Origin of the sequence: Subtercola endophyticus (assembly GCF_021044565.1) — a bacterium.
Lineage (GTDB): Bacteria > Actinomycetota > Actinomycetes > Actinomycetales > Microbacteriaceae > Subtercola > Subtercola endophyticus.
Map to the genome: position 1 here is coordinate 2952334 of NZ_CP087997.1, position 13106 is coordinate 2965439.

The window sequence follows — 13106 nt, forward strand, 5'->3', positions numbered from 1 at the left end:
ATATCTCACCTGTGTTCCAAGAGCAAACCGGTGAGCGCGTTAACTCCGAATGAAGAATGTGCCCGGGCATCCTGCTGGCACCGCACCCCCAGTGAAGCTCGTTAGACTGAAATGAGTACAGGCTGGGGCACGACCGTTGGGCGGTTTCGAACTGAAGATCATGAGCTACAACCTGCGCAGGCATTCGGCGACCGCCGAGCTGGCGCGGTTGATCGAGCGATACCCCGTCGACGCGCTGACCCTGCAAGAAGGTGACGGCGTGCGCATGCCCACCGAGATCGGCGATCTCAAGCTGGCCAGCGCCACGTACAAGAGCGAGCTCGGCCTGGCGATCTACTACCGCCCCGAGCGCTTCACCGCGCTCGACTCGCACGCGTTTGCGCTGCGTAAAGCGATGCACGACCGCATGCTGCTGCCCGGAATCGAGCGCCTGTTGACCACGCACCTGGTCGACACCGAGACGGGTCAAGACGTTCAGCTCGCCTCTTTTCACGCGTCGCCCCTGTCGGCCACGAACATGCTGCGTCGCCGCCAGATCAAGTCTGCGCTCACGCATCTCGACGCGCTGAACACCGACGCGCCGACGCTCATGGCCGGTGACTTCAACTACCCGGTGCTGCGTAACAAGCTGATCCGACAGGTCGAGTCGGCCGGGTACTCGCTGTCGTTGAGCGACGGCCCCACGTACTTCTATACCAAGTCGATCGCGTACCACTTCGACTTTCTCACCTCGAAGGGCCTCGACATCCAGCTCGTAGAGACCCTCCCCCAGGGCCTCAGCGACCACCGCCCCATCATGGTGACCGCCGAGATTCTGAAGCGCGCAGCCCTCCAGAATCCCCCCGAGCCCGCCACCCACACGGGCCCCCTCTTCGACGAAGTCGACTGAATACATTGGTTCGCCGCCGCCTCTGCGGCGAACGGTGCGACTGGTATCGGGTGGCTCGAGTGTTGGCCGCTACCAACGCGTGACGCGACGAGCGCGGTCGCCGCGTCACGCCGACCTCGTTCGGGTCGCCGCCGATTCTGGGCTCACGTGTCGGCACCCGCCCACATCCATTTTGCGAAAAAGCACCTAAACCCCTTCGGGTAGGTGCTTTTTCGCAAAGTCGATCTTGAAATCCAAGGACAGGCCAAACGAGGTCGGCGGAACGCGGCGACCGCGCTCGTCGCGTTCCGCGTCGGTAGCGGCCAACACACCAACCACCCCGAACCAGTCGCACCGTTTGCCGCAGAGGCGGCGGCAAACCAACCAGCACAGGGCGGCGCATCAACGAATCAGCGCAGTATTTTACCCGGGTTCAGGTTGTTGCCGGGGTCGACCGCCGTGAACATGCCCCGCACCAGGTCGGCGCCGGCCGGGGAGATGTCTTGCTCGGTCCACTGCGAGTGCTCGACTCCCACGCTGTGGTGGTGCGAGAGCGTCGCGCCCGAGTCGATGAAGGCCTGCTGGATGGCCGACTTCACCACGTCGTACTGCGCCAACGGATCGACGCCATCGTGCGTGAACGCGAACGTGAAGTAGAGGCACGCGCCCGAGTGCATCGAGTGCGAGAGGTGGCACATGATCCAGCCGTCGACACCGATCTCGCCGTAGGCCTTGTTGGCGGCGGCGAACACGTTGTCGTACAGCGGCTTGAGCTTCGACCAGGGCGCAGCTGTCTCTGACACGTCTGCCGCGGCACCGCGGTCGAGCAGGAAGTCGCGGAGGTACGGCGTGTCGAACTTCTTCTGGTCGTACAGCGCGCCCGGGCCCTTGCCCAGGGTAATGGCGCCGTGCTTCTTCATGACGTCGCCGACGACCGACTTCTGGTGGGCAACGTTCGCTGCCGTGCCCTCGTAGCCGATGAACGAGAGGCAGACCTCGTCGAGGTTCCAGCCGCGACGCTGCAGAAACGCGAACAGCGCCTTCTGCACCTGGCCGCTGATGCCGTGCGATGCCTTCGAGGTGGAGAACGAGAAGGCGGTCTCACGGGCATCCGACACCCTGGTGATCGACGGGGCGGCGTCGCTCTTGTTGATGTCGTGCATCGCGGCGAGCCCCGCGTCCCAGTCGCGGAACAAATACCCGATGACCTCGCGCTTGGCGGGCAGCTTGTGCACCTGAACCGTGGCCTCGGTGATGACGCCGAGGCGGCCCTCGCTGCCGAGAATGGCCTCGCGCACGCTCGGCCCGGTGGCCGACGACGGAATCGGCCGAACGACGAGCAGCTTGCCCGGCTGAACCACGCGCAGGCCCTTGGTGATCTCGGCGATGTCGCCGTACTTGTCGCTCTGCATACCCGACGAGCGGGTGGCGATCCACCCGCCGAGCGTGGAGTAGGTGAAGCTGTCTGGCTGGTGCCCCATGGTCCAGCCGCGTGCGTTCAGCTGCTCTTCCATGTCGGGGCCGAGCACGCCGGCCTGAATCACCGCAAGACCCGAGTACTCGTCGATGTCGAGCACGCGCGACATGCGGCCCATGTCGAGCGAGATGACGGGGCGCGTCTCGGTGGCGATCGGCTCGAGCGAACCGACGATGTTGCTGCCCCCGCCGAACGGAATGATGACCGCGTCGCTGGCCACAGCGAGGTCGACGATGCGCTGCGTCGCGCTCTCGTCTGCCGGGTAGACCACCACGTCGGGGATGCGCGGCAGCACGCTGGCGCGCAGGCGAATCAGGTCGCGGATGCTCTTTCCGTACGTGTGCACGACGCGCTCTTCGTCGTCTTTCGTGGCGTATTCGGGCCCGACGATGAGCGTCAGCGCATCGAACAGCTCGTCAGGAGCCTGGCTGGCAGGAACCTCGAGCTCGTCGAACGAAATCGGCGGAACCGGCTCTTTCCACACGTCGATTCCGACGGCATTCACGACGAACGGCGCGAACCCGGGCTTGTCTTCGTGGTGAAAACCCACACCTTCGACGCCCCAGCCCCACCATTTCATGTGCTTGACGTCGGTCATGCGGCTCCTTGCTTCGGGTTGTCGTTGCTGTTGTCGTTCTCGGCGCCGTCTGACTGCGCCACACTCGGATGATCGTGCACATTGGTGCCGGCATTGGCAGCTTGAAGCGCCTTCTGGCCGGCGTGCAGCTCGCGCACCGTCTTCTCGATGCGCTTGTTGAACTGTTCGACGGTCTCACCCTCGCCCGCGACGAGCGGGTCGCCGAAGGCCACGTACACGGGCGGACGACCGGGCACGGGCCAGTTGCGGCCGCGCGGCATGGCTTCGGTCGCACCGACGAGTGCCATCGGGATGCACGGGATGCCCGCCTTCATGCAGAGCGCAGCGGCGCCCGCCTTGAAGGGAGCGATCGTGCCGTCTTTCGACCGGGTTCCTTCGGGAAAGACCAGCAGCGGAACGCCACGGCTGAGGAGCTTGCCCGTGAACCCGTTGGACTTCGCGTTGGCGCTGCGATCGACCGGAAAGGCGTTGAAGAAGAGGGCGGTGAGGCCTTTGCGCCACCAGACGTCGAAGAAGTAGTCCGCGGCGGCCGCGGCGGCCAGGTAGCGCGAAAGCCTGCTGGGCATCGAGCCCAGAATGAGCGGCGCGTCGAGGTGGCTGGAGTGGTTCGCGACCACGATGTAGGCGCCGTGCACGTCTTTGACCTTCTCGCGCCCGGTGATGTTGACCTGCACCAACGACCAGATGGTCGGTTTCAGCAGCAGGCGCTGCGCCACGAACCGAGCACCCGCTTGGGCCTTGGACGTATAACGGTTGCCGAACTCCACCTGCCCAGCGTACTCAATAGGCGCGGGGAACCGAAACGCGCTCAGGTCGCGCGCAGAAATGCGCTCCACGCTACGACCGGTACAATTTGTGTCAGTGAGCCCTGCTTGACGAGATGCGCCCCGAGATCGACCGGATGGTGCTGCGCGGCAGGTGCCGAGTGAAGAACGTCAAGAATTTGAATCGTGCAGAAGGGATCGAGATGACTTTGCCCTTCGCCACATCGGCCAGGCAGTCGGCGACGAGCTCGTCGACGTCGATCCAGAGAAATTTCGGAATCGACGACTCTCGTATGCCTGCACGTTCATGGAACTCGGTGTGCACCCAGCCCGGCTGCAGCGCCGTGACTTGCACGCCGCTTCCTTTCAACTCGACGGCGAGGCCCTCGGTATACGAGGTCACCCACGCTTTGATGGCCGAGTAGCTGCCCATCGTGATGTTTCCCGCCACACTCGAGATGTTGATGATGGTGCCCGTGCCGCGTGAACGCATGGCGCGCCCCGCCGCTGCCCCCAGCAGCAGCACCGCGCGACCCATGACGTTGAGCGCCCGCTCGTGCGGAGTGGTGTCTTCGGCCAGAAGCGACGTATGGATGCCGAAACCCGCGTTGTTGACCAGAATGCCGATCGGGTTCTCAGCACGTTCGAGCAGCGCGGCGACCCGCAGCACGTCGTCACGATTCTCCATGTCGGCCGAAACCGTCTCGACTTCGACCCCGAAGGCGTGGCGCAGTTGCGCCGCCGTCTCGGCCAGCCGGCCCTCGTCGCGCGCCACGAGAACGAGGTTGTCACCTCGCTCTGCGAAGGCGCGTGCGAACGCGGCACCGATACCCGATGTGCCACCTGTGACTAAAGCCGTAACCATGGCAACCAAGATACGTCACCGCAGCGAACGACTACTGTGCAACTGGAGAAATCCTGCCGCACCACACGTCTCACCTCTTCCCACTCGCCCTGGAGGCACCCGATGACCGATCCGCACAAGGCCGAACGAGAGCTGATCGGCGACTTCGACATTCGCGCCTACACGCGCACGGCGGCCGGCAGCCACGCAGACTCCCTTCCGCTCGAGGCCTTCGCCGAGCATCCACTCGCCGCGAAAACGTTGCGGGCGATCGCGTACCTGCGCGACCTCGAGCGCTTCACCATGCACCACATGCGCGATGTGCTGGTCACTCCGTCGCACAAGGATGCCCGGCTCACCGCTTTTCTGGCGACCTGGGCCTTCGAGAAGTACTGGATCGCCGACGCTTTCGACCGCATTCTGGCGGCGCACAGCACTTTTGTGCCCGTCAAGAACCGCGCGCGCCTGAGAATCGTGCGGTTCGGGCGCGAATTCGTCGACCGCGTGTCACCCATCTTCACGGCCATTCGAGCGAACCTGATCGGCGAAGACTTCATCTCGATTCACGTCACGCGGGGTTTCATCGATGAACTCGTCAGCCGCGCGACCTACAGCGAGATCGTGCGAAGAGACCCGAACACGGCACTGAAAGACGTTCTGACGGCCTTTCAGCAGCTGCGCAACCGTCATTTGCAGTTTTTCGAAGGCGAAACTCTGCGCCGACTGGAAGAATCGACTTCGGCTCGAAAGCTCACCCACTCATCGTTGAAGCGTTCGTGGGCTCCGACCGGCACGAACGAACAAGCAACCCAGGAGACCCGATTCATGATGACCTATCTGTTCGGCGACGCCGACGGGCGCGCTGACATCGCGGCCATCGACCGGGTCATCGACACCCTGCCGGGGCAGCGCGGGCTGGCTGTGATGAGCAAAGCGGCTCGACGTTTCGGTGTGAAGGGTCTCGGCAACTCCGCCGGCACGAGGGCTACCGCGTGAGCCCGCGCACTCCCGCGTTCAGGCCCCTCGAGGGCCAGCACATCATGCTCACCGGAGCCACGGGCTTCGTCGGGCAGGCCATTCTCGAGAAGCTGCTCGCCGACTACCCGACCACCCGGGTGACGTTGCTCATCCGGCCGAAGGGCTCGCTCACCGGCCAGGCCCGGCTGAAGAGTCTGCTGCGCAAGCCGGTGTTCTCGAAGTGGCGCGAGCGTGTCGGCCAAGACGAGGTCGACCGTGCGGCCGTCGAGCGCATCACCGTGGTCGAATCGACGATGGGCGATGTGGCCTCACTGCCGTCGGATCTCGACGTGCTGATCCACAGCGCCTCGACGGTGTCGTTCGACCCGCCCATCGACGAGGCGTTCAAGACCAACGTCGGCGGAGCAGTCGGCCTCTACGAGGCACTGCTGCGCACCGGATCCGACCCGCACGTGGTGCACGTCTCGACGGCATACGTCGGCGGAATCCGCAAGGGCACCACGGTTGAGGCGTCGCTGAAGCACACGGTCGACTGGCGCGCAGAAATGGCCGCCGCACTCGCCGCTCGTACGGAGGTCGAGGCGGCGTCGCGCCGCCCCGAAACCCTGCGCAAGCTCATCGCCGAGGCCCGCACGGTATCGGGCAAGGTCGGCCCGCAAGCCGTTGCCGCTGCGGCAGAAGAAGGCCGCATCGCCTGGGTGACGGCGCGCCTTGTCGACTACGGCCGCGTGCGTGCGCAGAGCCTGGGCTGGGCCGACGTCTACGCGCTCACCAAGTCGATGAGCGAACGTGTCGCCGAAGAGCTCTGGTTCGGCAACGGTCACCGCCTCTCGGTGGTGCGCCCCGCCATCATCGAGAGCGCACTGCGTCACCCGTACCCGGGCTGGATCGACGGCTTCAAGGTCGCCGACCCGCTGATCATCGCCTACGGTCGCGGGCTGCTGCCCGAGTTTCCGGGCCTGCCCGACAGCGTGCTCGACATCATTCCCGTCGACATCGTGGTCAACGCCACCCTCGCCGTGGCCGCGAACCCGGCGCCGCGCGACGAACCCAAGTACTTTCACCTGAGTTCGGGCGGCCGCAATCCGCTCACCTTCCGCGACATCTACGAGAACGTGCTCACGTACTTTCGGGCGAATCCGATTCCGGATGACCAGCGGGGCCACATCCGCGCGCCACTCTGGGCGTTCCCGGGTGCCCGCGCCATCGCTCGCAGCCTGAAATTCGGCGAGCGCACCAACAAGTACGCGCAGCGCGCCCTGCTGCGCCTGCCGTCGAGCAGCGTCACGCGTAACTGGCAACGCCAGGTCTCGTCGCGGCAGACCGACCTCGAACTGCTGCGGGCCTATTCCGACCTGTACCAGAACTACACCCAGACCGAGATCATCTACGACGACAGCAAGACGGCGGAGCTGAACGACACGCTGCCCGAGGCGCAGCTCGAGAAGTTCGGCTTCGACGCCACCGACATCGACTGGGACCACTACCTGCAGCAGGTGCACTTTCCGGCGATCACGACGCTCATGCGCACGTTCAGCTCCCGGCCGCGAGCGAAGGTGCAGAAGGAGAAGCCGCTGCCGCACACCGAGAACGCGGCGGCATTCTTCGACCTCGAAGGCACGGTTCTCGCGACCAACATCATCGAGCAGTACCTCTGGGTGCGATTGGCGAGCCTCGACCGTTCGAAATGGCCGCGCGAGCTCACCAACCTGTTCAGTTCGCTGCCGCGCTACATCGCTGCCGATCGGCGCGATCGCGGCGAGTTCCTCCGTACATTCCTCAGACGGTATGAAGGGGTCGACGAAGCTGCGTTGCGCTCGCTGATCCACGATTCCATCGGCGATGTGCTGCTGCAGCGCATCCGCCCCGAAGCTGTGCGCCAGATTCGCAAGCATCGCGAGGCCGGTCATCGCACGATTCTCGTCACCGGTGCCGTCGATGTGTTCACCGAGCCGTTCGCCTCCCTCTTCGACGAGGTGGTCGCCAGTTCGATGCATGCCAAAGACGGCATATGGACGGGTTACCTCTCCAAGCCGCCGCTCGTCGACGAGGCGCGCGCGGCCTGGCTGCGCCTGTATGCCGAACGCGAGGGCATCGACCTCGCCAAGTCGTACGCGTACGGAGACTCGCACGCCGACCGCGCCTGGCTCGAACTCGTCGGTCACCCGCAAGCCGTGAATCCCGATGCCGCGCTCTACCAGCACGCCACGGTCAAGCACTGGCGCATCCACCAGTGGAACGACCAGGCCCGTTCGCGGCTCAACACCATCGACGAGCTCGTGCGCGGTGACATGGCGAGCATCACGCACGCCCCGGCGCACACCGGGGCCGACGGAGCGCCGTCGCCGACCCTCACCGCGGCACTCGCCGCCCCCACCGACCTCGCCGCCGAACCGGCCACCGACAGCCCGAAAGAGACCCACGCATGAGCAGACCAGGCTTCGTTCTGAGCGTCGACGCCCAGACCCCGCCCCTCGTCGTATTCCAGGGCGAAAAAGTGCTGCTGCAGCGGCTGCCGAGCGGGTCGAGTGTGCTCTACCCGCCCGAGGCGCTGCCGGGCATCCAGCAGCTCGACGCCGAGATCAGCGAAGCACTCGCCGACCCGGTCGAGAGTGAACCACTCTCCGCGCTGCTGAAGCGCGGGTCGCGCGTGACGATCGTGTTCGACGACCTCTCGCAGCCCATCACCTCTCGAACGGCTCCGGACGTTCGAGCGCGCGTCATCGAACGAGTACTCGAGCTGGCCGCCGCCGCCGGGGTCGACGATGTCGAACTGATCGCCGCCACGGGCCTGCGCCGCCGGCTCACGCCGTACGACCTGCAGAAGGTGCTCGGCGAGCGGGTCTTCGCCTCGTTCTTTCCCGAGCAACTGCACAGCCACGACGCCGAAGACGGCAATGTGGTCACCGTCGGCACGGCCGCCGACGGAACGCCGATCGAGATCAACGCCCGCGTCGTGTCGAGCGATCTGGTCATCTCGGTGCGCCTCGCCACCGCCGTGGCGAACGAGGGGGCGCCTGCCGTCGCCACCAAGCTCGCCAGTGCCCGCACGGCTCGGGCGCTCAACTCGCCACTCGCCGGGCCAGAAGCAGCGGCATCCTACGAATCGCTCGTCGACACGATCGGCGAGACCGCGACCGTGTTCACCATCGACGTGACGCTCACCCCCGAGCCCACCGGGCCCGCCACGGCGTTTCTCAGCAAGCGCGAACGCGAGTGGAGCATCACCGACCGGGCGCTCTCGGCGGGCATCCAGCTCGCGACGAAGGTGCTGCCGAGCCGGGCGCGCGTCGGCCTCACCCAGGTGTCTGGTGTCGGGTTCGGCGTCACATCGGTGCTGGCCGGCAAGCCGAGCGCCGTGCATCCGCTCACCGAGAGCTTCTTGGCGCAGCAGCAGGTCGGCGAGGTCGACTCGGCCGCCGATGTGGCCATCTTCGGCATTCCGAATCCCACCGGCGTGGGCGCTACGCTCAACCCAGTGACGGCGGCGAGCCTGGGGCTCGGCCAGATCTTCAACGGGTCGACCGCGGCCCCCGTGGTGCGGCCGGGTGGCACGGCGATCTTCTACCACCCGCTGACGCCGTGGTTCCACCCGCTGTACAACCCGGCCTACGTCGACTTCTTCGCCGAGGCGCTGAGTGCGACGACCGACCCCGCGCAACTCTCGGCCGAGTTCGAGACGCGGTTCGCGACCGACCCGTGGTACCGGCACCTCTACCAGACGAGCTACGCGCACCACGCGCTGCATCCGTTCCACGCCTGGTACTCGGCGGCACCGGCCATCGACTACCTCGGCGAGATCATCTTCGTCGGCGGCAATCTCGAGTCCACGCGGCGCCTGGGCTTCAAGGCCGCGACGACGCTCAACGATGCGCTCGAGATGGCGTCGGATTCGGTCGGGCTCGAGCCGTCGATCACGTACGTGCACGGCGCGCCGGTGAGCATCTCCGAGGTGAGCTGATGGGCGTTCCGTCGCGGGCGACCGTGCGGCTGCTGGTGAATCCGGTCGTGCGCGGGCGGGAGTACCTCAGCGAGCTTCCGGGTCCGTTCATCTTCGTAGCGAATCATCCGAGCGAACTGGATGCTCCGCTGCTCGCTCTCGTGCTCGCGCGTATCGCGCCGCGGCTGGTGGCGGTGGGCGCTGCTCCACAGACCGGAGCGCGCGGAGCTTTCGAGAGCGCACTCGGCCTGCGCTCCGCTGGGCGGCTGGCCGGGCTACTGAACCGCGGAGTCAGCGTGCTGCTCTTTCCGGAGAACGACCGTGCCGACGACGGAACGCTGACACCGTTCAATCTCGGGGCTGCTCGGCTGGGCATCCAGACCGGCGTGCCGATCGTGCCGGTGGCGCTCTCAGGCACCTACCGGGCCCTTCCGCCGTGGCGACACCTGCCCGAAACCTCGCGGCCTCGGGTGAACGTGGTATTCGGGCGGCCAATCCGGCCCGACGCCGGCTCCGAACCCTCTGCAGTGAACGACGACATCGTGACGGCGATCACACTCGGAATGGCCGAAGTGAAAAACGGCTGGTACGGGGCGTTGCGAGCCGAAGCCGAAGGAACGTTGGTGGCGGCCGGCAGTGCAAGCGATGAGGGTGGCGCCGAGACTGGCACTGCGCGCTGGCGCCGCATCTGGAAAGCGACCGCTCCCGATGAGGTGCAACGCCGAACGGTGTGGGTGAAGTAAGAGCGCCGAGTCAACTGACAGCCCTTGAATCGCACATGTTTTCATATCGCGCAAATTTCCAGCTAGACGCAGCAGAATAGTTACTAACCCGTAGACAGCACGGGTGAGAAAACGACAGAAACGGGAGGATGAGGCCGACACGCGAACTGCGTCACGCCTCCAGTGCTCATGGCCTTCGATATCGACAGCTACACCAAGACGAGCAAGAACGTGGCGTGGGAAGACCTCGACTTCGAAGACTTTCGCACGAATCCGTTGCCGCCCGACACTCTGCGGGTCATCCGCTACATGGCCGACGTCGAGTACCACACGGTCTGCTACATGCGCGACATGCTCGTCACGCCTTCGCACCGCGACCAAGACGTGACCGGGTTCATGACCATGTGGAACCGCGAGGAGTTCTGGCACGGCGAGGCCCTGGCCGACGTGCTGCGCATGCACGACATCACTCTCGAGTTCGACGAACTCAAGTCGAAGCGCCTCAAGCTCGGCTGGAAGGACCGCATCGACCCGGTCAAGCAGTCGGTGCTGTCGAACCTCGTCGGCAAAGACTTCATCGGCGTGCACATGATCTGGGGTGCAGCCAACGAGTGGTCGGCCGTTGCCGCCTACAAGCGCCTGGCCGAGATCGAGGGAAACCCGGTGCTCGCAGAGCTGCTCAAGCGCATCGCGATGCAAGAGGCCCGGCACGTGGCGTTCTACGCCACCCAGGCCCGTGAGCGCCTCGGCAAGAGCGTGGTTGCACAGAAGTTCGCTCGGTTCGCGCTCGGCAAGTTCTGGGGCCCGGTCGGCTCGACCATCATGGACAAGACCGAGGTCAAACACGTGATGGGCCACATCTTCGGCGGCCCCGAGGGGCGCAAGGCCATCAACGCCATCGACGCCCACATCGCCAAGATGCCGGGCCTCGGCGGCCTCACGATCGTGGCCGACTCGCTCGACGCGAACGGCATCGCGGCGTAACTGATGGAGCGGGGGTCTGGCGGTCGGGGTGCTGGCGGTCGGGGTGCTGACCGTCTTCCGTTTGCGGCGATCGTCTACAACCCGACCAAGGTCGACCTGCGCCGGCTGCGTCCGCTCGTCGAGAAGGTGGAGGCCGAGCGCGGCTGGGCACCCAGTCTGTGGGCCGAGACCACCGTCGCCGACCCTGGCGAGGCAGCCTCGGCACAACTGCTCGCGCACGTGCCGACACCGAGCGTGCTGATCGCCGTCGGGGGCGACGGAACCGTCAGCGCGGTCGCCCAGGCGCTGGTGTCGCGAACTTCGCAGAGCTCGCAACGGCTTCAGGGCGCAGGCGCTTCCGTCTCGCGCGACGGTGCGGTTGAGCATCCGGCCCCCGCTTTGCCAGCAGGTGAGCAGGTGACTGCCCCCGACACTCGTGAACTCTCGGTGGGGGTGCCGCTGGGCATCCTGCCGGCCGGAACCACCAACTTGTTCGCGCGGGCTCTCGGGCTTCCGTTGCGCAGCCACAAGAAAGCCCTGCTCGCCGCGTTCAGCGACACGGTTCGCACCGTCGACGTGGGGCGAGTGGATGCCCGGCTCGAGTCGGGCGCAACGCTGAGCCGCGCGTTCATGGTCATGGCAGGTATGGGCGTCGACGCCCAGATGGTGGTCAACACCTCGGCGCGGGGCAAGAGCGCGCTCGGCTGGACAGGGTACATCGCCGCCATTGTGGGCTCGTTCGTGACGAATCGCCGCTTCGACCTCTCGTACACGCTCGACGGAGACGCTCTCGCTGCCGCCCCGGCGCACACGATCGTGGTGGGCAATGCGGGGGTGCTGCCGGCGGGCATCCGCATGATTCCGGGGGCGCGCATCGACGACGGGCTGCTCGATGTGGTCGTACTGCGCCCGAGCGGATTCGCGCAGTGGACCCACGCGCTCGGCTGGTTCGTGCGCACCAACACTCCCGCGCTTCCACGCCGGGCCGCGGGCCGGGCAGCGGCCGACGGCTCTGCGCCCGTGGTGTCGGCCGCGGTGACACACTCGCGCGCGACCACCGTGTCGTGGTCTGCCGGCCCCGCCCAAGACTTCGAGATCGACGGCGAGCACCTCGGCCGCGTCACCTCTGCCGACGCCCACATCGAGCCCGCCGCCCTGCGCGTGCGCGGCAGCGTCGCGCCGTGACCCCGGTTGCATGAGAGCTCGTCGTGACGTATGCTCAATTCAGCGGTTGGCTCTAGCCGACCGAAGTGAACTCGGTAGCCTTCCGGACGGTCGGTGAGCCGAGTTTCGCGCTTAACGGGTGCTCGCCGATCCGCGTTGCGACGTAGGTTCGTCGACATCGACATCGACATCGACTGAGCACGTAATCAGCGGCGAGACTCGTCGGCGCCAATCGCCTCCTCGAGCTACACACCACGCGACAGCGTCGGAAACCCACAAAAGCGGTTCGTCTGCCGATGTCTCGTGTCCATATGTCGCGTGCGACGCGGAACGCGATTTCGTCAATTCGTGAAACAGAATGCGGCGGTCGAACTTTTCAATGGAGTAGTCGCGTTCGAGAATGATTCTGCTGACGTGCGACTGCACTGCGTAACGCGCCACCGCAGCTAGACATCGCTCTCGCGCGACCAGCTCGTCTTTTTCATCGCTGCGGTAGACGGTCACCGACAGGTTCAGCTGTGCGAACTGCGAGAGAATAAGCCGACGACGCGAATCCCCCTCTTTCACAAAGTGAACGCGACGCTGCCCGGATTTTCGGAGCCGTGCTACGGCCTTTCTGGCGTCTGCACAACGACCCTCCGAGACCTGCGTCGCAACGATGAAGTAGCTGCTTCCCTTGCTCTCATCGAGAAAGAGAACGGTCACGTCGTGGCACCTCTCCTGGTCCGGCCGCTCGACCGGTGCGCGCGGCAGATCAACCTTATCTGAGCGTTGCTCACTCATTTCTG

11 protein-coding genes are annotated in these 13106 nt (G+C 65.7%); 7 read left to right on the forward strand and 4 right to left on the reverse strand.

What is annotated here, in order from left to right:
- The first annotated feature begins 136 nt into the window (after window positions 1–136).
- Window positions 137–889: an endonuclease/exonuclease/phosphatase family protein gene (locus LQ955_RS13660; protein ID WP_313788353.1), complete on the forward strand. Its 753-nt coding sequence runs from the start codon at window positions 137–139 to the stop codon at window positions 887–889.
- Window positions 890–1278: 389 nt separating this feature from the next.
- Here the strand turns inward: LQ955_RS13660 and LQ955_RS13665 are convergent, their stop codons facing one another.
- From LQ955_RS13665 to LQ955_RS13675, 3 genes are all read right to left on the reverse strand, one after another.
- A complete protein-coding gene (locus LQ955_RS13665; protein ID WP_231025053.1) occupies window positions 1279–2943 on the reverse strand; it encodes an FAD-binding oxidoreductase in 1665 nt (554 codons plus the stop codon).
- Window positions 2940–3710: a lysophospholipid acyltransferase family protein gene (locus LQ955_RS13670; RefSeq protein ID WP_231025054.1), complete on the reverse strand. Its 771-nt coding sequence runs from the start codon at window positions 3708–3710 to the stop codon at window positions 2940–2942. Before LQ955_RS13670 ends, LQ955_RS13665 begins: the two co-directional genes overlap by 4 nt.
- A 91-nt stretch (window positions 3711–3801) precedes the next feature.
- Window positions 3802–4572, reverse strand: a complete 771-nt coding sequence (locus LQ955_RS13675) for an SDR family NAD(P)-dependent oxidoreductase (RefSeq protein ID WP_231025055.1) — start codon at window positions 4570–4572, stop codon at window positions 3802–3804.
- Window positions 4573–4674: 102 nt separating this feature from the next.
- Here LQ955_RS13675 and LQ955_RS13680 point away from each other — a divergent pair, with 102 nt between their 5' ends.
- The 6 genes from LQ955_RS13680 (at window position 4675) to LQ955_RS13705 (ending at window position 12339) form a co-directional block, all read left to right on the forward strand.
- Window positions 4675–5547, forward strand: a complete 873-nt coding sequence (locus tag LQ955_RS13680) for a hypothetical protein (RefSeq protein WP_231025056.1) — start codon at window positions 4675–4677, stop codon at window positions 5545–5547.
- Window positions 5544–7958, forward strand: a complete 2415-nt coding sequence (locus LQ955_RS13685) for an HAD-IB family hydrolase (RefSeq protein ID WP_313788354.1) — start codon at window positions 5544–5546, stop codon at window positions 7956–7958. Before LQ955_RS13680 ends, LQ955_RS13685 begins: the two co-directional genes overlap by 4 nt.
- Window positions 7955–9490, forward strand: a complete 1536-nt coding sequence (locus LQ955_RS13690) for a lactate racemase domain-containing protein (protein ID WP_231025057.1) — start codon at window positions 7955–7957, stop codon at window positions 9488–9490. Before LQ955_RS13685 ends, LQ955_RS13690 begins: the two co-directional genes overlap by 4 nt.
- Window positions 9490–10212, forward strand: a complete 723-nt coding sequence (locus LQ955_RS13695; protein WP_231025058.1) for a lysophospholipid acyltransferase family protein — start codon at window positions 9490–9492, stop codon at window positions 10210–10212. Before LQ955_RS13690 ends, LQ955_RS13695 begins: the two co-directional genes overlap by 1 nt.
- 168 nt (window positions 10213–10380) lie before the next feature.
- A complete protein-coding gene (locus LQ955_RS13700; RefSeq protein WP_231025059.1) occupies window positions 10381–11175 on the forward strand; it encodes a ferritin family protein in 795 nt (264 codons plus the stop codon).
- Window positions 11176–11178: 3 nt separating this feature from the next.
- Entirely contained in the window at window positions 11179–12339 is a 1161-nt protein-coding gene (locus LQ955_RS13705; protein WP_231025060.1) for a diacylglycerol/lipid kinase family protein, read from the forward strand.
- Between the two features lie 111 nt (window positions 12340–12450).
- On the opposite strand, the gene LQ955_RS13710 is transcribed toward LQ955_RS13705, so the two are convergent.
- Entirely contained in the window at window positions 12451–13101 is a 651-nt protein-coding gene (locus LQ955_RS13710) for a DUF3800 domain-containing protein (protein ID WP_231025061.1), read from the reverse strand.
- Between the last annotated feature and the right edge of the window lie 5 nt (window positions 13102–13106).